Raw genomic sequence first — 23814 nt, 5'->3', positions numbered from 1 at the left:
TTGATGACTTAAATGATGAGGTCAAGGTTCCGCGGCGCGTGCTTGCTAGCGATACGACATAAAGTCAATTCGCGGCATATTTTGCTAGTATCGGGAAAATATGACTTAAAATTGGCATTTTACTCTAGATCGCAACACGAATGGCACAGGTTGAAAAAACAGTCTTGGTGGGACACTCGGCGGAGCGCATGTTTCACTTGGTAGACAATGTAAAGGCCTATCCAAGCTTTCTACCTTGGTGCGGCGGCGTGGATCTGCACCGCCAGGATGACGTGGTGACTGAAGCTACATTGCATATTGACTACCACGGCATCAAGCAGAATTTCACCACAGAAAACCTCAAGACATTCCCGACCGACATGAAGATTCAGCTAAAAAGCGGGCCTTTCAGGCACCTTGAAGGCTTCTGGCGCTTTACCCCGCTAGCGGAGGATGCCTGCAAGGTAGAGTTCACATTGCACTATGAATTCTCCAGCACCCTATTGGATCGATTGATTGCGCCTGTGTTTAGCCACATTGCTAATACGTTTGTCGAAGCCTTTGTGCAGCAAGCTGACCTTAAGCCCCTATCTCCATGAATACCAAGTTTTCGATTGAAGTGGCTTATGCCTTGCCGGAAAAACAACTGATATTACTTATTGAGGTAGAGCCTGGCACCACTGCACTTGAGGCCGCGCTGCAATCGGGGATCAGCGAGCATTTTCCCGAATTGGATATTCAAGCGAGCAAACTGGGGATATTTAGTGAGCCTGTGACAGCAGATACCGTGTTGCAGCCGGGCGACAGGCTTGAAATTTATCGCCCCTTACAAGCCGACCCAAAATTGGCAAGACGCAACCGCGCGAAGCAAAGTGCCACCGCCAGGAAAATACAGCGCAAAGCCCCGCCAGTTTCAATAAGAACGCGTTAGTGCGTAATGTAGCGAGCTTATAAAACTATCAATTATCCTCACCAGTACAATACTGCTTCACTTCCTTGGTCGCATCTTCCAGGCCTTGCTGTATATCCTCATCGCCAAGATACTCCCGCTCACCTTGAGCGTTCATTTTGTAAATGCGTCCGCCTATCTTGAAGTTCTGGTAGTTGGCCTTGGCATTCTGGCAGTTAATACGCCTGGCATCTTCTTCAGATTTTTTCTTGTCGTCGTTGCGCCGCTCCTGCTCAGCATCAATTTGGCGACGCAATGCAGCTGCGTTACGCATCGCCTGCGAGTCAGCGCCAGCAGCGGGCGCTGAGGTGGTTTTAGGCGCAGAACGTACATTATCAACCACCTCATAAGGGATATTGCCCGGTGGTGGAGAATCCGCATAGAGGGTCACGCCCTTATTGTCTTTCCACTTATATACCTGGGCATCAGCCACCCACGGCAATATAAGCAACATGCCACATGCCAGCCATCGCGTTTTATTCATGCCTCCCCCGAACCATAACAATCCCGCCACACACACTAAGCAGCTTCATCAGCGCCGTCAATAAAAACGACGACACCCACTCCATTATCGGCAAAATGTCAGGGAGATTTACCGTTGCCACACTACCCGGTATAATTGCCTTTTGCCGGAAAGATATTCTATGCGTCTGTTGCAACAAGCGCTTACTTTTGACGATGTTTTACTGGTTCCCGCACACTCCAACGTGCTGCCCCGCGAAGTAAGCCTCGCTACCAAACTTACCCGTTCGATCACCCTCAATATCCCCTTGATCTCTGCCGCCATGGATACCGTGACGGAAGCTCCGCTGGCCATTGCCTTGGCTCAGGAAGGCGGCATGGGGATTGTTCACAAGAACATGACTATTGCCGACCAGGCTGCGCACGTTTCCCGCGTGAAGCGTTTCGAGTCTGGTGTTGTTAATGACCCGGTGACTATCCAGCCACACCTCACTGTGCGTGACGTCTTGGCATTGACTCGTCGCCACAAGATTTCCGGTTTACCGGTCGTGGATGGCAAAAATGTCGTAGGTATCGTCACTAACCGTGACCTGCGCTTTGAGACCAATCTTGACCAAGCCATCTCTAACATCATGACACCGCGCGAACGTCTGGTGACGGTGCGTGAAGGTGCAAGCCTGGAAGAAGCCACTGCACTGCTGCATAAGCATCGCCTGGAACGTGTATTGGTCATCAACGATGCTTTTGAGCTCAAGGGCCTGATTACTGTCAAGGATATTCAGAAATCCAGCGACCACCCTAATGCCTGCAAGGATGAACAAGGTCGCCTACGCGTTGGTGCTGCTGTTGGCGTAGGTGAAGGCACGGAAGAGCGCGTGGCTGCATTGGCAGAAGCCGGTGTAGACGTGATCGTGGTTGATACCGCCCATGGTCATTCCCAAGGCGTGCTTGATCGCGTCAACTGGGTCAAGAAGAACTTCCCGCAAGTTCAAGTCATTGGCGGCAATATCGCCACTGCCAGCGCGGCCAAGGCATTGGTTGATGCTGGTGCCGACGGCGTCAAGGTAGGTATTGGTCCTGGCTCCATCTGTACTACCCGCATCGTAGCCGGTGTTGGCGTGCCACAAATCACGGCGGTCAGCAATGTTGAAGAAGCCTTGCGTGGTACTGGTGTGCCATTCATTGCCGATGGCGGCATCCGCTTCTCTGGCGACATCTCCAAGGCGATTGCAGCAGGTGCATATTCTGTCATGCTGGGTGGCATGTTTGCCGGTACTGAAGAAGCACCTGGCGAGATTGAGCTATTCCAGGGCCGCTCCTACAAGTCCTACCGCGGTATGGGCTCTATCGGCGCCATGGAAAAAGGCTCCAGCGACCGTTACTTCCAGGACAACAACGGCAATGCCGACAAACTGGTGCCTGAAGGTATCGAAGGCCGTGTGCCATACAAGGGCAGCGTACTGGCCGTGATCCATCAATTGATGGGTGGCCTGCGCGCCTCCATGGGCTATGTCGGCTGCAGCACTATTGAGGAAATGCGCAACAAAGCGGAATTTGTACAAATCACCGCCGCCGGGATGCGTGAATCCCATGTGCATGATGTACAAATCACCAAAGAAGCGCCGAACTATCGCGTCGACTAAGTACTGAGAAAGCCATGGCAACCGAAAAGACCACATCTATCCCCGCTTATACCATTCTTGGTGTCTTGCTGTTCGCGGGGCTGTGTGGTCTCGGCTACCAGCTTTCCCACAGCGCACTGCAAATCAAGCAACTTGAACGCACTGTGGAGGTCAAGGGGCTTTCTGAACGCGAGGTGAAGGCTGATATTGCGATCTGGCCAATTACCTTCAGCGTTGCAGATAATGACCTCAGTGCCTTGTACCAGAACATCCAGAACAAGAACGCCAGTGTGCTCGCATTCCTGAAAAGCAACGGCTTCAATGCTGACGAAGCGAGCATTTCTGCACCTTCTGTTGTAGACAAGCAGGCACGCGAATACGGCGATGCCGGTGCCAATTCCAAGTACCGCTACACTGCCAGCTCCACCATTACGGTGTACTCCAGCCAAGTCGACAAGGTGCGAGATACCATGATCAAGGTTTCCGAACTGGGGCAACAAGGCATCCCGATTGCAGGCGATAGCTACAACACGCAATTCATTTACAGCAAGCTGAACGACATCAAGCCTGCCATGATTGAAGAAGCCACCAAGAGTGCGCGTGAATCAGCCAACAAGTTCGCCAAGGACTCCGACAGTACACTGGGCAAGATCAAGCGTGCCAACCAGGGCACGTTCAGCATTGAAAATCGCGATGCTGGCACCCAGCACATCAAGAAAGTCCGTGTAGTATCCACGGTAGAGTATTACCTTTCCGACTGATGCCAAGTGAGCAGATGCTACTTGGCCGTTTTCTTTCAACCTTATTCCCGCGCTTGAGCTTCCATGCAACAAAAAATTCTGATTCTTGATTTTGGCTCCCAATATACCCAACTGATTGCCCGCCGCATCCGCGAGGCCAATGTCTACTGTGAGCTGCACTCATGGGATGTCAGCGATGATTTCATCCGTGAATTCAATCCAGCTGGCGTTATTCTTTCCGGCGGCCCCAACTCGGTTTACGAGGATGAAACGCCGCGTGCACCACAAAGCGTGTTTGAGCTGGGCGTGCCCGTATTAGGCATTTGCTATGGCATGCAGACCATGGCAGCCCAACTTGGTGGTTCAGTGGAAAATGCTGCCAAGCGTGAGTTTGGCTATGCCGAAATCCGCGCCCAGGGCCACTCTGCCTTGCTCAAGGATATTCAGGACAAAAGCAATGCAGAAGGCCACGGCCTGCTGGATGTCTGGATGAGCCATGGCGACAAGGTCACAGCCTTGCCGGAAGGCTTCAAGATTATTGCCAGCAACAGCTCCACCCCGATTGCAGGCATGGCGGATGAAAGCCGCCGCTTCTATGCGGTGCAGTTTCACCCCGAAGTGACGCACACCAAGCAAGGCAAAGCCCTGCTTAACCAATTCGTACATGGCATCTGCGGCTGCGACCAAAGCTGGAATATGCCAGATTACGTGGCAACCGCCGTACAACGCATTCGTGATGAAGTAGGCAGTGACGAAGTCATCCTCGGGCTTTCCGGCGGTGTTGATTCCTCAGTAGCGGCAGCCCTGATCCACCGTGCGATTGGCGACCAGTTAACCTGTGTATTCGTTGATAACGGCCTATTGCGTCTCAACGAAGCCGAGCAAGTGATGGAAACCTTTGCCAAGAATCTTGGCGTCAAGGTAATCCACGTCGATGCCAGCGCAAAATTCCTCGGCGACCTGGCTGGCGTCAGCGACCCGGAGGCCAAGCGCAAAATTATTGGTCGTGAATTTGTGGAAGTATTCCAGCAAGAATCGGCAAAACTAGCACAAGCCAAGTGGCTAGCCCAAGGCACCATATATCCGGATGTAATTGAATCCGCCGGTGCCAAGACCAAGAAAGCCCACACCATCAAGAGCCACCACAACGTAGGTGGCCTGCCTGATACCTTGAAGCTGCAATTGCTTGAGCCATTGCGCGAACTATTCAAGGACGAAGTGCGCGAACTGGGTGTAGCGCTTGGCCTGCCACACGAGATGGTCTACCGTCACCCCTTCCCTGGCCCTGGCCTTGGGGTACGTATTCTGGGTGAGGTAAAGCGCGAATACGCTGATCTGCTGCGTCGTGCTGACCATATCTTTATCGAAGAGCTGCGCAACACCCAGGATGCCGATGGCAAATCCTGGTATGACAAGACTTCACAAGCTTTCGCCGTGTTCCTGCCAGTCAAGTCTGTAGGCGTGATGGGCGATGGCCGCACTTATGATTATGTAGTCGCGCTGCGTGCTGTTGTCACCACTGATTTCATGACTGCACACTGGGCTGAACTACCTTACGACCTGCTGGGCAAGGTATCCAATCGAATTATCAATGAAGTACGTGGTATCAACCGCGTGGTATACGACATCTCTGGCAAGCCACCAGCCACCATTGAGTGGGAATAACCCGCCTGACCTGCTTGCCTGGCTTCAGAAAACCGAGAACAACACGATGAGCACAAAATCCATTATCCTCACCGGCGATCGCCCTACCGGCCCGCTGCATTTAGGCCACTTCGTTGGCAGCCTGCGTAATCGCGTGCATTACCAGCATGAATATAAGCAATATGTCATGCTGGCTGATGCGCAGGCCCTCACCGATAATATGGACGACATTGATAAGGTGCACCGCAACGTCATTGAGGTGGCATTGGATTATCTCGCTGTCGGCATTGATCCCAAGCTCTCGACGATTTTCATCCAGTCGCAAGTGCCCGAGCTGACCGAGTTGGCGTTCTATTACCTCAACCTGGTGACTGTTGCACGCCTTGAGCGCAACCCGACGGTCAAGGAAGAAATCCGCCTGCGCGATTTCGAGCGCGACATTCCTGCTGGCTTCCTGACTTACCCCGTGAGCCAGGCTGCCGACATCACTGCTTTCAAGGCAACCTTGGTGCCAGTGGGCGAAGACCAGATCCCGATGATCGAGCAGACCAACGAGATCGTGCGCCGCTTCAACCGCCAGTATAAGAACCCCAGCACCAAGGCAGAAATCCTGGTGGAAACCAAGGCCCTGGTGCCGGAAATCGGCCGCCTGCCCGGCATTGATGGCAAAGCAAAAATGAGCAAATCGCTTGGCAATGTGATTAATCTCGGCGCCACGGCTGATGAAATCAGCAAGGCAGTGAAAAAAGTCTACACAGACCCACTGCACTTGAAGATTGAAGACCCAGGCCATGTAGAAGGTAACATCGCTTTCACCTACCTCGATGCCTTCGATACCGACAAGGCTGCAGTGGCTGAACTCAAAGCCCATTACATGCGCGGCGGCCTCGCCGACAGCATTGTGAAAAAACGCCTGGAAGCGGTATTGCAGGAAATGCTGGAGCCTATCCGTACGCGTCGTGCCGAACTCGCCGAAGACAAAGGCTACATCCTTCAATTACTGCGCGAAGGAACCGAACAAGCGCGTGAAGTCGCAGCCAACACCATGGATGAGGTCAAGGCTGCCTTGGGGTTGAATTACTTTTAACGTCAAAACAGAGTTACTCTCTTATAAACGAAAACGCCCGGCAAAACCGGGCGTTTTTTATGTTCGTTTGGAATAAATTACTCGGCATTACATCAAGTTTTACAATCAAATACCGTTAGCAGAACTGACATGAATGTTTTCGATCAGTTCTTTTACCAAGCCAACACAGCACTTCCATTTATCGCAGGATTTTATGACCTATGGATGGTCGCCTTATCCATCCTGGTCGCTATTACCTCGTCTATTATTGCCCTGCAGCTCTCCCGTATGTCGCTGGCGCAATCTTCCACACTAGGCAAGAAACTCATTGTATTGGCGGGCGCTGTCGCTCTCGGTGCAGGGATATGGTCCATGCATTTTATCGGCATGATGGCATACCAGCTGTGTTTCCAGATTCGCTACTCTCCAGGCCTCACGATACTATCGATACTGCCAGGCATCTTTGCCTCGTGGTATGCCCTATCCTTGCTAACAAGGGATCACGTCAGCCTCCTACGCTTGATCACAGGAGGCATCGTCGTGGGCACAGGCATTGGCATGATGCATTACAGCGGCATGCTGGCAATGAATATGACACCCTTACTACGCTTCAATCTAGCAGGCTTTCTGATTTCATTACTTGTGGCCATTTCACTGGCTACGGTTGCTTTATGGGTGGTGTTCTATCTCAAGCGTAACAAGATTCATCCGCTATCTTCGCTACTGTTAGGCGGCATCCTGATGGGATGCGCTATTGCCGCCATGCACTATACAGGCATGGCGGCTGCAGTATACCTCGGTGAGGCGGACCTATCCTTTGATCCGTCACAGAACAAAACCGACGCCCTCGGGCTCAGCATTGCGATAGTCACTATCCTGATCGGTATCTTGGCCATTGTTTCCAACTTGCTGTTTCGCTATCGCCAACTGCTAGAAAGCCTGACGGCAAGCGAAACCCGCTTGACTACTATTCTGGACAGCGCCGTAGATGGCATCATCACCGTCGATGCACAGGGCAACATCCACTCATTCAACCTTGCAGCAGAAAAATTATTTGGCTGGAGCATGGTAGACGTATTGGGCAAGAAAGCGACTCTACTCATGCCAGACCACTATCACGCGATCTATGATGGATTATTATCCAGATACCTTGCTACCGGTAAGAGTACGATCTTGGGCAGCAATCAAGAAGTCCAGGGGCTGCGCAGAAACGGGGAAATATTTCCTGCCACCATCTCGATGAACAAGGCAATGATCGCCGGTCAAATGATGTTTGTCACTTTCATCAGTGATATCACGGCACAGAAGCGTATTGAAGCCAAGATCAAAGAACAGCATGACCAAATCAACTCACTCATGTCTAACATGCCAGGCATCACTTTCCGCTGCAAATTTGATGCCAAATGGACCATGTTGTTGATTAACGATGCAGTGAGAAACATCACAGGATGGTCAGCCAATGAGTTCTTGAATGGCACGATATTTTTTGCTGATATCACACATCCTGATGATGCCATACGTATTCAGAATGAAATTTCGCAAGCACTACTCAGTGAAAACCACTACTCGATTGAATACCGGATTTATGACAAGCATGGTCATGAACATTGGGTTGCAGAAACAGGAAGTGGCATACGTGATGAAACAGGCAACCTCGTGTGGCTGGACGGCGTCATTATCGATACGACGGAAAGCAAGCTACGCAATGCCGAGTTCGAGAGCGTGGTCAAGGCCATGAACTATGCTACCAGCATGGCCGAATTCACCATTGATGGCCACATCATCCATGCCAATGCCAACTTCCTGCACGTCACCGGCTATCAATTGCATGAGATCGTTGGCAAGCATCATACGATTTTTTGCACCGCTGAAAGCCAATCCAGCCAGGCCTATCAAGACAAATGGCGCGCATTGCGTGCTGGAGAATATGTACAGGGCGAATATCTGAGATTAGCCAAGGATGGTCGCCATATCTGGATCAATGCGTATTACAGCCCAGTATTTGATGTCGATGGCCAGGTAAGCAAAATTATCATGTCCATGATCGATATCAGCGAGCGCATCAGCATGGAAAATGACCTCAAAGAGGCCAAAGAGCGTGCTGAGCAAGCCTCCAGCGTCAAATCCTCGTTCATGGCGAACATGAGCCATGAAATCCGCACGCCGATGAACGCGATCATCGGTTTCAGTGATGTCCTGCTTGATTCCCCTATGCCAGAAGATCAACGACATTACTTGAACACCATCAGTATGTCTGCAAAATCCTTGCTGCACTTGCTCAATGACATTCTAGATAGCGCCAAGCTGGAAAAAGGCAAACTGGAATTGGAAATGCTGGACTTTGGCCTCACAGAGCTCGTCGACAACGTCATCTCGACGCTGTGGATACAAGCGCGACGTAAAGGCATAGAGTTGAAGCTTGATATTGCCCCCGAGGTGCAAGGCAGCTTCCATGGTGCCCCGGATCGCATTCGCCAGGTGCTGATGAACTTACTGGGTAACGGCATCAAGTTTACTGAGCAAGGCCATGTGATGCTGAAGATACAGCAACTTGATGACCAAACATTGCAGTTTGATGTTGAAGACACCGGGATTGGCATTGCCGCTGATCGACTGGAAAGCATCTTCGAACCATTCACACAAGCAGATGCCTCGATGAGCCGCCGCTTTGGCGGCACTGGGCTGGGCAGCACCATTAGCAAACAACTGATAGAACTGATGGGGGGCAGCCTTACAGCAACAAGTACCCTTGGCAAAGGCAGCTGCTTCACCGTTATATTGCCACTTGCCAGCGTGCAAGACCCAGCGCCTACCTTAGAGGCGATACAGCATCAGCTACCCCCCTTGCATATCCTGGTGGCAGATGATATCCAGCAAAACATAGAATTGCTCACCGTGTTACTCAGCAAAGGGGGACACACGATCAGCATAGCCCGAGATGGTGCCGAAGCTGTCCTACTTTTTCAAAAAGAACAATTCGACCTGATACTGATGGATGTACAAATGCCAGGCATGGATGGATTGATTGCTTCCTCCAACATTCGCTTGATTGAAGCCCAACGCAAGCAGGCCCATACCCCGATTATCGCGTTGACGGCCAGTGTGCTGACAGAGGACCGTATTGCAGCCAAGCAGGCCGGCATGGATGGGTTTGCCAGCAAACCCATCAACATGGCCGCATTGACCACAGAAATCATCCGGGTACTGGCATTGGACATACCAACCGCCAACGCCATCCAACATGAACCTCCGCGGCAAGATGACACATCAAGTATTCGCATGGATAAAGGCATCGCGCTCTGGGGAGATCGAGATGTCTACCTGCATGAATTACAACGCTTCAGCACTGAAACCCTCTCGCATGGGTCACATTTTAAGGAGCTGCTAGCGCTAAAAGATTATGCCGGTATCCGTAGTTTTGCCCACGCGGGCAAAGGCGTCAGTGGCAACCTTGCGCTGGACACGCTATATAAATTGTATGGACAGATAGAATCACTTTCCCTGATCAAAGACCACAGCACCTTGACACAAAAGCTTATCGGCTTGGAGCAAGCACACGCCGCTTTCCGCGCGCAATTGAGCATGCTCACGGCTTCATCGTTGGGTAAACATACACCGTCGATAGCGCCTGAATGTACCTTGGCTGAACTAAAGGCACGTTTAGCAACACTGCAAACACAAGCCTCACAAGCAGAACTGAATGACCAGCTACTTGAAAAGCTATTAAGCCAGGCACCGGCAGATTATGTCAGTGAGATCAGAAAGATTGCCCAGGCATTCAACGAGTTTGAATTCGAACAGGCACAAGTATTGATTAGCACATTGCAACAGGCATTGGCTGTAGAGGAATCTTGATGACACACGCGACTCACCTTGCACCACGTATTCTGGTTGTGGATGACGAAACCACGAATCTGAAAATCCTGCGCCAGATTCTGCAAAACGATTATCGATTGAGCTTTGCCAAAAATGGCAAGGATGCGTTGACACTTGCCAAGCGTGAAGTGCCTAACATGATACTGCTCGACATCATGATGCCTGACATGACAGGGTTTGAAGTGTGCACAGCATTGAAAAGCGACCCAACCACCCGCAGGATTCCGGTGATCTACGTCACGGCACTTCACGATGATCTGGATGAGGCCAAAGGCTTTGAAACCGGTGCTGTGGATTACCTGACCAAACCAGTCTCGGCCAGCATTACGCGAGCAAGAATCAAAACCCACCTTTCGTTGGTGCAGGCAGAAGAACTCAAGCACACCTATGCACAGTTGATAGACCGCCTCGGGCGTGCCGCCGAATACAAGGACAACGAAACCGGCTTGCATGTCATGCGCATGAGCCATAGCTGCAAAATTATTGCTCTCAGCATGGGATTCACTGAAGCCTATGCTGAAGATTTACGTCAAGCAGCCCCCATGCACGATATTGGCAAAATAGGCATCCCGGACAATATCCTGCTCAAGCCTGGAAAGCTGGACGAGGAAGAGCTACGCATCATGCGACAGCACCCGGAAATCGGTGCCGCCATTCTCGGTGAGTCAAACTCCCCCTTGCTAGAGCTGGCGCGCTCACTGGCCCTCACCCATCATGAGAAATGGGATGGCAGTGGCTACCCACATGGACTCAAAGGCAATGACATTCCCATCGAAGGCCGCATCGTGGCAATTGCCGACGTATTTGACGCCCTCACCAATAGCCGCCCTTACAAGAAAGCCTGGCCAATAGAAGAGGCGATCACTTTTATCCAGTCACAAAACAGCAAGCATTTCGACCCAGATGTCGTCGATGCCCTGATGCGCTGCGTTGACGACATCATTGCCACAACGGCAGATTGGCGAGAAGTGTAACGACGCTATCGTGTCAGGAATTTGTTTCACGTCTTCTCAATCTATTGCGCACCACCAAATGGAAGAAATATAATAACCATTATCATTTATAATCAAGGCCACGCAGGATTCTCTCGTGCCAGACGCAAACCCTACCCTGCATCAAGAAGTGCACAGCCTGTATGTGGATCACCATCATTGGTTACAAGGCTGGATCAGGCGCAAGCTGGGCAGCACATTAGATGCCACAGATATTGCACAAGATGTCTTCATGCGCTTGCTATTGCGCAAACAGCCCATTCAAGCCCATCAACCGCGTGCCTTTCTCTCCACCATTGCACATGGCCTAGTAGTTGAGCACTGGCGCAGGCGAGAATTGGAGCAGGCGTGGCTTGAAACACTCGCTACATTACCTGAGGCAGAAACACCCGCCCTTGAGCATCGCCTGATATTCCTTGAAACCCTGATTGAGATTGATCGCATGCTGGATAGCTTGAAACCAGCCATACGCACGGCCTTTCTCATGGCGCAACTGGATGGACTCACCTGCCCGCAAATCGCCCAACAGCTAGGAGTTTCCCTTGCTACCGTGGAGCGCTACATTGCCAAAGCCTTACGCCATTGCTATGCCGTGCGCTTTGAATCATAAGAACTCCAAGGTTTGAAGCACATGGCAAAGCACGATCCTCACTCAGACATGGCGACTCCCCTCCCTGATGCCGTGATTGATGCCGCCATTATCTGGTCTATCAAGCTCAACTATAACAACGCTAGCCAGCAAACCCATTTGCAGTTCAAGACATGGCTACAAGCCAATCCCATACATGCCAGTGCTTGGGAGCGCATCAATAGCCTTGGCCAGCCTTTCGCTCAAACCAACCTCCCCTCCAGCCTTGCACTATCCACGCTGGAACAAGCAGATCACACACGCCAGCAACACTTGCTGAAACGCAGGAAAACATTACAACTGCTGTCTCTTGCCGGTTTCATCATGGGCAGCGGTTGGGGTGTTCGTAGCTATAGCCCTTGGCAGCGGCTAGTAGCAGATGCGAGCACCCGTGTAGGTGAACAACAATCACTGCAACTCGCAGATGGTACCGCCTTGATGCTCAACACAGACACTGCAGTGCGTATTGATATGACAGGCCAGAAACGCGTCATCAGCCTGCTACGTGGTGAAATCATGGTGACCACGGGCCAAGATGCCAGCTATCCCAATAAACGCCCATTCCTGGTGTATACACCTTTTGGCAAGCTTGAAGCCCTAGGCACTCGTTTTATCGTGCGGCTCACCAACGATGCTGCCCTCGTAACGGTGCAAGAGCATGCTGTCGCACTCTATCCCACTGTTGGCAGTTCCCATATCGTGCAAGCAGGAGAAAGCCAATGGTTACGCGAACATGTGGCAGAACCTTTCATATCGCAAGGCTTTGATGCAGGTAGTTGGGCAGATGGAGTGATCTCAGGAAAAAATATCCGCCTGGTTGACCTGATTGCAGAATTGGCGCGCTACCGCCATGGTTATATTGAATGTAATGATCAGGTAGCTGAGCTACGGGTATCGGGCTTATTCCATCTCAAGGATACAGACCAGACACTAAAATTCCTTGCCCATACCCAACCCATCGCACTCACTTACCGCACCCGCTTCTGGGTCAGTGTGGGGCCTGCACAGACTCATTCCACCCAGCCATAAAAATTTTTCAAAGAAATTGAGGGGATTGGCAATCTCAATCGGCCTACCAGATAGAAGCATTTCATGACTCACTATCTTGTAGAAAGATTCCCATGACTCACAAACACCATTCCCGCAAAGCAGAGCCAACATTGACCAGAACTAAACTGGCGCTTGCCATGCAGAGCGCCATGATTGGCATCACCATTGGCATGACCGCCCTTCCTGGAGTCACTTGGGCTGCCACATCCCAGGAAGCACAAGCAAGCAATACCAATACTCAGGAATACGACATTGCTGCCGGTGCCCTAGACACGGCACTGAACCAGTTTGCCAGAGTCGCTGACATCAACCTCAGCTATGAAGCAACCCTGCTCGAAAAACTCAGCTCAGTTGGTCTCAAAGGCCGCTATACCGTTTCGTCTGGCCTGGCTGCGCTACTGAGTGGTAGCGGCCTCGAGGCCGTACCTCAGACAGGTAGGGGCTACGTCCTACGCAAAGCAACTGTCGTCTCAGGTGAAGCGCAAGGCAAGACCTTACCCACTGTGAACGTAAAAGCCAGCCGGGAGATATCCAGCAGCACTTTGCCTGCTGAATATGCTGGCGGCCAAGTCGCCCGAGGAGGCAAGATAGGCCTACTGGGCAATAAGGACAATCTGGATACTCCGTTCAGCGTCACCCAATACACTGCCAAGCTGATCGAAGACCAGCAAGCACAGAATATTGGTGATGTACTGATCAATGACCCATCCATCCGCAATACGTATTCGCGAGGCTCTGGGCGAGATGAATTCAACATCCGCGGATTTACATTGTTTAACTACGATGCCATGTTCAATGGCCTCTATGGCGTTGCACCACGCGATTCCAGCTCATTGATTGGTATTGAACGGGTTGAGGTCCTGAGAGGCCCTAATGCTTTACTCAACGGCATGGCGCCTGCAGGCTCGGTCGGTGGCGCTATCAATCTTGTGCCTAAACGTGCTGGCGAAACCCCGCTCAATCGTCTCACGGTTTCTTTTATCGACGACAGCCAACTGGCTACACATATTGACGTAGCCCGGCGCTTTGGGTCAGAGCAGCAGTTGGGTTTACGCGTCAATGCCATTACCAGTTCTGGCGATACCCCTGTTGATCACTCCAAAGAAAAACTGGATGCTTTTGCTATCGGTGTCGATTTCAGGAATGAGCAATTGCGCATCGAAGCTGACCTGAATTACCAAAACCGTTTGACGTATGCACGTAGTGGCCTGCTATTCCCTGATACCGGCGTCCAGATTGGCGCTGCACCTGATGCAAAAAGCAATTACCTTCCAAAATGGAGCTACTGGAAAAGTAATCAGTTGTCAGGTGCTACGCGCATGGAGTTTGATCTGACACCAGATTTGATGCTCTATGGCGCATTGGGTGGTTCGCAATATGACTTTAGCAGCCTGCAAACCAGCTGGCTGATGTTAAACGAGCAAGGAGATATCGGGGCACGGCCATCACGCACCAAGCAATATGTCCATACCATCACCGCTGAAGCGGGTGTAAAAGGCAAGTTCACCACGGGCAATGTCTCTCATGAAGCAGTATTGAGTGCTAGTAGCTACGCCATGGAATTTGGCTCATTACTGGTCAGATCAAGTACGATTTTTTCCAATATTTACTCGCCTGCGACCTCTATAGAACCGACTCTTGCACTCGGCGGAAACATTCCCAAAGGCGGTGAATCCAGGCTACGCAGCATTGCCTTGGCTGATACGGCTTCCATGCTGGATAACAAACTTCAACTCACATTAGGTGTACGCCACCAGCAAGTGATTGCTTCCAGCTTCGATGATGCTTCGGGTGCTCGATTGGATCATTATGATCAATCTGACCTGACACCAACGGTTGCTGTCACGATCAAGCCAAGCAATCAACTATCTTTCTATGGCAATTACATTGAAGCCCTGAATCAAGGAGCAGTCGCGCCTCCTGGCACGACCAATGCTGGTCAAATGTTTGGCCCGGCAGCATCCAAGCAACGTGAAGCTGGCGTTAAATATGACTTCGGTCGCTTTGCAACCACACTCAGCGCTTTTGAGATCGAGCGCCCTAGCGGCTTTACCAACCCCTCTACCTTGAGATTTGGCATGAATGGTATACAACGCAATCGAGGAATTGAGCTCATCACCCAAGGTGAAGCAATTGATCATGTACGTATACTTGGTGGCTTTGCCTGGACGCAAGGAAAATTGAATAAAACAGAAAATGGCACCGATGACGGCAACACCGCACCTGCTGTGCCCAAGCTGCAATTCAACCTTGCCGGGGAATGGGATACCGTCTTCCTGCCCGGCCTAACCCTGACAGCACGTATGCTGCACACCAGCCCACAATACGTAGATACAGCCAACACGCAAAAAATTCCCACCTGGAACCGCTACGATCTGGGTGCACGCTATGCATTTGTTGCTGGTAAAACCCCCATCACAATCAGGGGCACTGTAGAAAACGTGTTCGACAAGAACTACTGGCTATCAGCAGCACGTGAAGGCTTGACCGTTGGCGCGCCACGCACAGTCCTGCTCTCCGTTTCTGCCGATTTCTAATCTCAACATCCATCAAGCCAGGGCGCTACACCACAGCACGTAGCGCCCATTCGCATTCTCCTCATCTATACAAAATCCCATCAAAACAATAAAATGAGAAATATTCTCAGTTTTATTCCAGCTCCTATCCATGTCTGCCACCCAGCCGCCAGAGCAGTTGTTTCATCATATCTATCGCGAGCATCATGGCTGGCTGTTAGGCTGGCTACGCCGTAAAGTGAAGCAAAACGAGCAGGCAGCGGATTTGGCGCAAGATACCTTCCTCAGTATCCTCAATGCCAACAATGTGCAAGACATCCTGGAGCCGCGCCCTTTCCTTGCCACAATTGCAAGGCGGCTAGTCGCCAATTACCACAGGCGGCAGGTAATCGAAGAGGCTTATATTGAAGCTCTCGCTGCCCTGCCAGAGGCCCAGGCACCATCTCCTGAGCAACGTGCGCAGGCACTGGAATTACTGCAACAGATTGACCATGCCTTGAATGGCCTGCCGATCAAAGCCAGGCAGGCTTTCCTGCTTGCCCACCTGGAAGGCCTATCCTATGCAGAGATTGCTACAGAGCTTGGCGTATCCATCAGCTCGGTCAAGCAATACCTGACTCGTGCAAACCAGCAGTGCTTTTTCTCGATGTTGTAAATTGCACATGCCTTCTGCGCGTTTTTCACCAGAGGTTTCCAAGGCAGCGGCAGAATGGCTGACACTCAGCATGGATGCCACCTTCAGCACACAAGATGCTGAGCGCTTGCAGCAATGGCGTCAGGCTGCTCCTGAACATGAGCAGGCTTGGCAACATATCGAGAATATCAGCGCCTCCCTGCACGGCATCAATGCGCGGGCAGCCTACAACACCCTCTCCACACTACATACCCCAACCCGACGCTCCACCCTGAAAATACTCGGCTGGTTAAGCCTTGCTACAGGCAGCGGCATACTGGCAAGCAGGACAGAACCATGGCAATTGCACATGGCAGATTACAGCACCGGCACAGGAGAGCAGAAAGAGATTTCCCTGCCCGATGGCACCCAGATCGTGCTGAATACACGCAGTGCCATTGACATTAACTTTACGGCGCACAACCGCATTGTCACCTTATTGACGGGGGAAGTGCTGGTGACCACTGGGCATACCGCACACGAAACCAGGCCTTTCCAGCTGGTCACCATACACGGCAACATTCAGCCTCTGGGCACACGCTTCAACGTCAGGCTGTCACACGATGCAACCCATACCACCGTGCTAGAAGGCAACGTGCGGATTACCTCACAGACAGGCGAACAACAGTTGATCCGTGCGGGTCAACAAGCGAGCTTTACCGCTCATCAAGCACTCCCCGCCTCTACAGCGCCAGCCCAAACCGACGCTTGGCGCAGAGGCTTGCTATTTGCCAATGGCATGCGCCTAAAAGACCTCGCACAGGAGCTGGCACGCTATCGTCCAGGCCTCATCTATTGCGATGAAGCGATATCGGATTTGAGAATCTCGGGCGTATTCACATTGAATGACACCACCCAAGCACTCAATGCCCTGCCAAACTCACTCCCAGTGCATATCATTTATCGCACCCGATATTGGGTAAGGATTGCGGAATTTAAAGGTAGCTAAGCTTGTATGTGATAATTCGCCACACATTTCAAAAAAATACTGCCCGATTCTCATTCTCAAGTGACCTCCCTGATGTAAGCCATCAAAACATGATCAGGGAACCATATGAATCACCACCATTATCGACAACGCACACTATACGTCGCGCTTTTTCTCGTATTCAGCGCCACGACTGCTATCCCCGCACTAGCAGCAGATGTTTCCGAGGCCTCACAAGTCAAGGTTAAGCAATATGACATTCCCGCAGGCGAGCTAGCGACGGCATTGCAAATCCTGGCAAGCGAAGCCGGTGTTACCATCACATTCACGCCAGAACAAACCTTAGGTAAGCAAGCGCATGCCTTAAGGGGACACTACAGCATCGACCAGGCATTTGATGTATTGCTGGTCGGTAGCGGACTTGCCATCAAGAAAAACTATCCCAACCAATACTCGTTAGTACAATCAGGCAGGGCAATGCCCACTCAATCGGACACACTGCCCGAAGTCCGAGTCACGGCCCAAGCAGAATCTGCCAGCTCTATACCTGAAACCTACGCAGGCGGACAGGTGGCCAAGGGCGCACGTCTAGGCATGCTCGGTAACCAAGATATTTTCGACACGCCCTTCAATATCACCGCTTATACCTCCGATCTCATCCGCAACCAGCAAGCCACCAGCCTCGTCGATGTGGTCGCAAACGACCCCTCGGTCCGAGTCACTACCAACGGCCTCACCAGCGCGGCAGGCCAAGGCGATGGCTTCATGATTCGCGGTTTGCGCAGTTATAGCTCGGATGTGTTGTTCGACGGCGTTGCAGGCATCGCCATGATCAATACCATGCCGGTAGAAACCTTGGAGCGAGTGGAGATACTTAAAGGCCCAGCTGCCATGTTAAGCGGCATGGGGCAACGAGGCGGCGTAGGTGGCACGATCAACATCGTGCCCAAGCGTGCGGAAGACACGCCATTAAACCGGCTCACACTTTCGTATCAATCAGATCGACATTATGGCACTCATGTCGATATAGGGCGCCGCTTTGGCGAAATGAAAAAATGGGGAGTGCGCTTTAACGGTATATATCGTGATGGGGAAACGGCAGTGGGCGGTCAATCCCGCGAGTTTTCGGTAGCAACATTGGGCGTAGACTTTCGCGACGAAAACTTACGCGCCTCTATGGATATGGGTTTCCAGAACACAAAAACTCATGCACCAACAGGTGCTGGGGGACTCTACCTGGCCTCGATTTCGAGCCTTAAAGCACCTAATGCAGAAAAACAGATTTCGCAGGATTGGGAATATACCAAAAACAAAGGCGAGTATCTGCTCCTCAAAGCAGAATACGATGTATCTAATGATTGGACAATCTATGGTGGATTAGGAGCTAACTGGAACAAATATCAATGGCTATCCTCTGATATTGCTGTCACAAGTCCAACTGGTGATGCACAGGTCAACCTTTACTACTACCCTGGTTACAGTAATCGAAAAAGCATCCAGGCGGGCATCAGAGGTACTTTGAAGACTGGCACGTTACAGCACCAACTCAATGCCCAGTTTTCTACATTAAGGCAAGAAAGTGGCTATAGTTTTGGCGATGAATATGGCTATGGATATGGCTTCATGAGCTGGTCTACCAATATCTATGCTCCAATCACGGTCAGCAAGCCATCATTAGAAGGATTTTCCTCCAACGTCTCGAAAACTGACACCCTGGAGCTACCCACCTTTGCCTTATCCGACACGGTATCTTTCCTTGATGACCGCGTCACAACCATCATAGGTGTGCGTCACCAACAGGTAAAAGCTAATGGCTATGACCTAGTCAGCAGTGCGAGAACACAGCATTACGACGAAAGCGCCATCACCCCAAGCTTAGCAGTAGTATTCAAGCCTCAAGACAATCTATCGCTATATGCAAGCTACATAGAAGGCTTGAGCCAGGGCCCGACTGCATCTGGCAACGTTACCAATCGTAACGAGCTTTTCCCTCCAATTAAAAGCAAACAACTAGAAACAGGCGTAAAACTGGATTTAGGCAAACTGGGACTGACTGCCAGCCTTTTTCAGATTACGCAGCCCAACGGCATCAATGTAGCCAATAGCATCGGAAACCCCACTTTTAAAGTGGATGGCGAACAACGCAACCGCGGCCTGGAATTGAATATTTTCGGTGAAGTCTTACCTCATGTCAGGCTGTTAGGTGGCGCTGCCTGGACAGATGCCATGCTGACAAAAACTGAAAATGGTACAAATAACGGACACGATGCTCCCGGTGTGCCTCGCCGCCAGGCTAACCTTAGTGTGGAATGGGATCCTACCTTACTGCCCGGCCTTACCTTGTCAGGACGCATGCTTGCCACTAGCCGACAATACATTGATGCAGAGAACCAAGCTAGTATCCCAGGATGGACAAGGTGGGATATAGGTGTTCGCTATACAACACAATCTTGGGGACATCCCGTCACTTTACGCGGAAATATCGAAAATCTCTTTGGCCGCGATTACTGGGCATCAACCATTGATGGCAGTTGGTTGATTCAGGGCTTGCCCCGCACGTTGCTGCTCTCCGCTACAATCGATTTCTAATCCCGACCACGGTACCATGCCTAGCTCAGCGAGGCACGGTACCGCCTATATACTTTCCGGCACACAGAAAGCAAGATTTTACCCCTCCTTGGTATCAAGCACTGAATCACGCGTTACTTGAGTTATAATTCAAGGTTTTATGGGTCATGCGCCATGAGCCGTGGATTTGTGAAAGAGGATGACTTGGAGCACGCTGGCACTGACCTGCCAGAGCGCCCGATCAGCCCACATCCCAATTATGTCACGCCCCATGGTTTCAAACAGTTGCAGCAACAAGCCAATGAGCTTGAACAGGAACGCCTACCTCTAGTCACACGCAAGGAAGACCCGGTAGCTCAGCAAAGACTGGCCATGATAGACCGTGACCTACGCTATGTGCAGACCCGCATTGAATCCGCGATCGTGGTCGATCCATCAGCGCAACCGGTTGGCACAGTGCTATTTGGAGCCAATGTCGAGGTAGAGGATGAACATGGCGACAGTCACAGCTTCATGATTGTGGGGGAGGACGAGGCCGATATCAGCAGCAACCGCGTGAGCTGGGTATCTCCGCTCGCAAACGCGTTGATCGGTCAGAAAGTCGGCGATAGCGTCGTCTGGCACCGACCAGTCGGTGACCTGGAACTGGAAATTATTGCAATTGATTATTGAGGAATATGTACCATGAATGTGATTGAAGCTATTGAAAGCCGCCGTTCGGTCAAAGCTTATGATGCCAGCCACACCATGTCCGAGGCGGAGATTGAAAAGCTGATGTCATTGGCGCTTCTCTCGCCCACTGCATTCAACATCCAAAACTGGCGCTTCGTACTGGTGCAAGACCCAGAGCTGCGTAAACAGGTGCGCGCTGCCAGCTGGGATCAGGCACAGGTGACCGATGCCTCTCTATTAGTTGTCTTGGTGGCGGATCTCAAGGCCTGGGAAAAGGAACCACGCCGTTATTGGCGCAATGCCGACCAGCCAGTGCAGGATTACTTGGTCAACGCTATCGACAATTACTACCGCGGCAAGGATCAGGTGCAACGCGACGAAGGCATGCGCTCCTGCGGCATGGCAGCGACCACGTTGATGTTGGCAGCCAAGGAACTGGGCTATGACTCCTGCCCAATGGATGGCTTTGATTTCGATGCCGTGGCCAAGTTGCTCAACCTGCCTGCCGATCATACGCCAGCGATGTTTGTCGCTATCGGCAAGGGCATTCAGCCGCCAAAACCTCGCGGAGGCCAGCTGGCACTGGATGAAGTGGTCATCCGCAATACATTCAAGTAACACCATCAAACGCAGAACATTGTAGGCTTTTTAGGAAAACACCGTGTTAATCAGTAACAACATCACTATGCAGTTTGGCGCCAAGCCATTATTTGAGAACGTATCGGTCAAGTTTGGTGAAGGTAACCGTTACGGCCTGATCGGCGCCAACGGCTGTGGCAAATCCACTTACATGAAAATCCTGGCAGGTGTACTAGAGCCCACCTCTGGCAACATCTCCCTCGATAACAATGAGCGCATGGCTTTCCTGCGCCAAGATCAGTTTGCCTATGAAGATCAACGCGTCATCGACGTGGTGATGATGGGCCATGAACAAATGTGGAAGGCCAATGTAGAGAAAAATGAAATCTACATGAACCCTGAAGCCACAGAAGAAGACTACATGCGCGCCGCCGAACTGGAAGGCGTGTATGCAGAATATGATGGTTATACCGCGGAAGCACGCGCAGGCGAACTTTTGCTGGGTGTAGGTATCCCGATTGAGCAACACAATGGCCTCATGAGCGCAGTAGCACCAGGCTGGAAGTTGCGGGTATTGCTGGTACAAGCGCTGTTCGCCAACCCTGACATCCTGTTGCTGGATGAACCGACCAACAACCTGGACATTAACACCATCCGCTGGCTGGAAGATGTGCTGAATAATCGTGATTGCACCATGATCATCATTTCACACGATAGACACTTCCTGAATCAGGTCTGTACACACACCGCGGATATGGATTTTGGCAAGCTGACGGTCTACCCTGGCAACTACGATGATTACATGGAAGCTTCGGCCCAGGCCCGTGCACAACAAGCGAAGGATAATGCCAAGGCCAAGCAGCAAATTGCCGACCTGCAAGAGTTCGTGCGCCGCTTCTCCGCCAATGCCTCCAAGGCGAAGCAGGCAACCAGCCGCGCCAAGCAGATCGACAAGATCAAGATTGAAGAATTCAAGCCTTCAAGCCGTCAATATCCGTTCATCCGCTTCGAATATGATGAGCGCGACAAGCTGCACCGCAACGCTGTGGAGCTGAAAAAAGTCAGCCATGGTTTTGATCGCCAATTATTCAACGACGTGGAATTGATTTTTGAAGCCGGTGAAAAGGTCGCGATCATCGGGGAAAACGGCATTGGTAAAACCACGTTCCTGCGTTGCCTGGCGGGTGACTTGGTACCCAATCATGGTGAAATCAAGTGGACGGATAAGGCCAAGCTGGGTTATTTCGCGCAGGATCACGAATACGAGTTTGAGAAAGACCTCAACCTGTTCGACTGGATGTCGCAATTCACGCAACAAGGCGATGACGATCAATCCGTACGTAGCATGTTGGGACGCTTGCTGTTCTCCGGCGAGGATACCAAAAAGTCTGTCAAGGTATTATCCGGTGGTGAAAAAGGCCGCATGCTGTATGGTCAATTAATGCTGGCACGCAGTAACGTGCTGCTGATGGATGAACCCACCAACCACATGGATATGGAATCCATCGAAGCACTGAATACTGCGCTGGATAAATACAAAGGCACGCTATTCTTTGTCAGCCATGACCGCGAATTCGTCAGCTCGCTGGCTACCCGCATCATTGAAATCAAGGCCGATGGCATTATCGATTTCAGTGGCAATTATGAAGATTACCTCACCAGCCAAGGCGTTGAATAATCAGGCCTGAATATTCTGTCTAAATAAAAAAAGGATTGCATCTGCAATCCTTTTTTTATGCTCATCACTGCCTATTCACTTGGGTTTAGTGTATCGATCATGATATTGCTCAGCAATATGCTGGAACTGATCTTTCACAGCAAGAAATGCATCGACAATATCAGGATCGAAATGCGTTCCGCGCCCATCAACAATGGTTTGCACCGCCACATCATGCTCGAATGCCTGTTTATATACCCGTTCACTGATCAAGGCATCGTAGACATCAGCCAGTGCCATCAAGCGTGCCGAAACAGGGATATCTTCACCACGCAGCCCATCCGGATACCCTGAACCATCCCAGTGCTCATGGTGCCACATGGCGATCTCGCGCGCATATTGCAGGAAGTTGTTTTCACGCCCGATCAGCTTTTCTGCCTCAATCAAGGCATTGGCACCCAATTGCGCATGCTTTTTCATGATCTCGTACTCTTCCGCCGTCAATGGCCCTGGCTTGAGCAGGATATGATCGGGAATACCCACCTTGCCAATGTCGTGCAATGGGGCAGATTTGTATAGCAACGCAATCACCGGGGTTGTCAGTTGTGCAGAAAATCGCGGGTGATCGCGCAGCTTTTCCGCCAATAACCGCACATAGTTCTGCGTACGGCGAATATGGTTGCCAGTCTCGTTATCGCGTGTTTCTGCCAGCGATGCCAACGCATAAATGGTCACATCCTGGATCAGTGCGATCTCGCGCGTGCGTTGCTCCACCTGGTACTCCAGGAAACGGCGCTGATCCTTGAGAAAAAGATGCGTCTGGATACGGGCTAATACGATAGGGGGACTGATAGGCTTGACGATGTAATCCACTGCGCCGACATCAAAACCACGTTGTTCATCTTCCATGTGAATTTTGGCGGTCAGAAAAATCACAGGAATATTTTCTGTCACCGGATTAGCCTTGAGCTGTCGGCAGACTTCATAACCGTCAATATCCGGCATCATGATATCGAGTAAGATCAAGTCAGGCTGTGACTGCATCTGCGCTACATTGAGGCCATCCACCCCGCTGGTGGAGACTTTGACTTGATAAAACTCACGCAGCAAGGCATTAATCACCGAGAGATTTTCCGGGGTATCGTCAATGACCAGGATCGTTTGTTTGCTTTTTGTATCCGGTGTATTGTGCATCGCCGTGATTCCTAGGATA

The 23814-nt window shown here is 51.2% G+C and carries 19 protein-coding genes; 17 read left to right on the top strand and 2 right to left on the bottom strand.

Translation table 11 applies throughout. The annotated features are described in order from the left end of the window. The first annotated feature begins 140 nt into the window (after nt 1–140). Nucleotides 141–578: a type II toxin-antitoxin system RatA family toxin gene (locus ACIKP9_RS01730; protein ID WP_400878486.1), complete on the top strand. Its 438-nt coding sequence runs from the start codon at nt 141–143 to the stop codon at nt 576–578. Beyond that, on the top strand, nt 575–910 hold the full coding sequence (locus tag ACIKP9_RS01725) for an RnfH family protein (RefSeq protein WP_400878483.1): 336 nt from the start codon (nt 575–577) through the stop codon (nt 908–910). Before ACIKP9_RS01730 ends, ACIKP9_RS01725 begins: the two co-directional genes overlap by 4 nt. A 28-nt stretch (nt 911–938) precedes the next feature. Here ACIKP9_RS01725 and ACIKP9_RS01720 read toward each other — a convergent pair whose 3' ends face one another. After that, complete coding sequence (locus tag ACIKP9_RS01720) at nt 939–1412, bottom strand: DUF4124 domain-containing protein (protein ID WP_400878480.1); 474 nt, start codon at nt 1410–1412, stop codon at nt 939–941. Between the two features lie 160 nt (nt 1413–1572). Here ACIKP9_RS01720 and guaB point away from each other — a divergent pair, with 160 nt between their 5' ends. The 15 genes from guaB (at nt 1573) to ACIKP9_RS01645 (ending at nt 22622) form a co-directional block, all read left to right on the top strand. Continuing rightward, nucleotides 1573–3033, top strand: a complete 1461-nt coding sequence (guaB, locus tag ACIKP9_RS01715; RefSeq protein WP_400878477.1) for an IMP dehydrogenase — start codon at nt 1573–1575, stop codon at nt 3031–3033. Nucleotides 3034–3047: 14 nt separating this feature from the next. Next, nucleotides 3048–3773: an SIMPL domain-containing protein gene (locus ACIKP9_RS01710; protein ID WP_400878474.1), complete on the top strand. Its 726-nt coding sequence runs from the start codon at nt 3048–3050 to the stop codon at nt 3771–3773. Between the two features lie 63 nt (nt 3774–3836). Beyond that, nucleotides 3837–5417, top strand: coding sequence for a glutamine-hydrolyzing GMP synthase (guaA, locus tag ACIKP9_RS01705; protein WP_400878471.1), 1581 nt, complete (start codon nt 3837–3839; stop codon nt 5415–5417). Nucleotides 5418–5463: 46 nt separating this feature from the next. Then, nucleotides 5464–6483: a tryptophan--tRNA ligase gene (gene trpS / locus ACIKP9_RS01700; RefSeq protein ID WP_400878468.1), complete on the top strand. Its 1020-nt coding sequence runs from the start codon at nt 5464–5466 to the stop codon at nt 6481–6483. Nucleotides 6484–6612: 129 nt separating this feature from the next. After that, nucleotides 6613–10317, top strand: a complete 3705-nt coding sequence (locus ACIKP9_RS01695; protein WP_400878465.1) for a PAS domain S-box protein — start codon at nt 6613–6615, stop codon at nt 10315–10317. Next, nucleotides 10317–11312, top strand: a complete 996-nt coding sequence (locus tag ACIKP9_RS01690) for an HD domain-containing phosphohydrolase (RefSeq protein ID WP_400878462.1) — start codon at nt 10317–10319, stop codon at nt 11310–11312. The genes ACIKP9_RS01695 and ACIKP9_RS01690 overlap by 1 nt, the downstream gene beginning before the upstream one ends. A 115-nt stretch (nt 11313–11427) precedes the next feature. After that, entirely contained in the window at nt 11428–11940 is a 513-nt protein-coding gene (locus tag ACIKP9_RS01685; RefSeq protein ID WP_400878459.1) for a sigma-70 family RNA polymerase sigma factor, read from the top strand. A gap of 21 nt (nt 11941–11961) precedes the next feature. Then, nucleotides 11962–12987, top strand: a complete 1026-nt coding sequence (locus tag ACIKP9_RS01680; protein ID WP_400878456.1) for a FecR domain-containing protein — start codon at nt 11962–11964, stop codon at nt 12985–12987. A 131-nt stretch (nt 12988–13118) separates the two neighbouring features. After that, a complete protein-coding gene (locus tag ACIKP9_RS01675) occupies nt 13119–15545 on the top strand; it encodes a TonB-dependent siderophore receptor (protein WP_400878453.1) in 2427 nt (808 codons plus the stop codon). 130 nt (nt 15546–15675) lie between these two features. Next, complete coding sequence (locus ACIKP9_RS01670) at nt 15676–16179, top strand: sigma-70 family RNA polymerase sigma factor (RefSeq protein ID WP_400878451.1); 504 nt, start codon at nt 15676–15678, stop codon at nt 16177–16179. 7 nt (nt 16180–16186) lie between these two features. After that, on the top strand, nt 16187–17146 hold the full coding sequence (locus ACIKP9_RS01665; RefSeq protein WP_400878448.1) for a FecR family protein: 960 nt from the start codon (nt 16187–16189) through the stop codon (nt 17144–17146). A 105-nt stretch (nt 17147–17251) separates the two neighbouring features. After that, the gene (locus ACIKP9_RS01660; protein WP_400878445.1) at nt 17252–19714 is read left to right on the top strand and encodes a TonB-dependent siderophore receptor; all 2463 of its coding nucleotides are present in this window, start codon (nt 17252–17254) and stop codon (nt 19712–19714) included. Nucleotides 19715–19867: 153 nt separating this feature from the next. Then, nucleotides 19868–20365, top strand: coding sequence for a GreA/GreB family elongation factor (locus ACIKP9_RS01655; protein ID WP_400878443.1), 498 nt, complete (start codon nt 19868–19870; stop codon nt 20363–20365). Between the two features lie 12 nt (nt 20366–20377). After that, the gene (locus ACIKP9_RS01650; RefSeq protein WP_400878440.1) at nt 20378–20983 is read left to right on the top strand and encodes a nitroreductase family protein; all 606 of its coding nucleotides are present in this window, start codon (nt 20378–20380) and stop codon (nt 20981–20983) included. A gap of 43 nt (nt 20984–21026) precedes the next feature. After that, the gene (locus tag ACIKP9_RS01645; RefSeq protein ID WP_400878437.1) at nt 21027–22622 is read left to right on the top strand and encodes an ABC-F family ATPase; all 1596 of its coding nucleotides are present in this window, start codon (nt 21027–21029) and stop codon (nt 22620–22622) included. A 75-nt stretch (nt 22623–22697) separates the two neighbouring features. Here ACIKP9_RS01645 and ACIKP9_RS01640 read toward each other — a convergent pair whose 3' ends face one another. Continuing rightward, nucleotides 22698–23795, bottom strand: a complete 1098-nt coding sequence (locus tag ACIKP9_RS01640) for a response regulator (RefSeq protein WP_400878434.1) — start codon at nt 23793–23795, stop codon at nt 22698–22700. Nucleotides 23796–23814: the final 19 nt, after the last annotated feature.

This window comes from Methylobacillus methanolivorans, from assembly GCF_044751345.1.
Lineage (GTDB): Bacteria > Pseudomonadota > Gammaproteobacteria > Burkholderiales > Methylophilaceae > Methylobacillus > Methylobacillus methanolivorans.
Note: the sequence above shows the minus strand (reverse complement) of the source record. Positions and strands in the feature narration are given on the sequence as shown.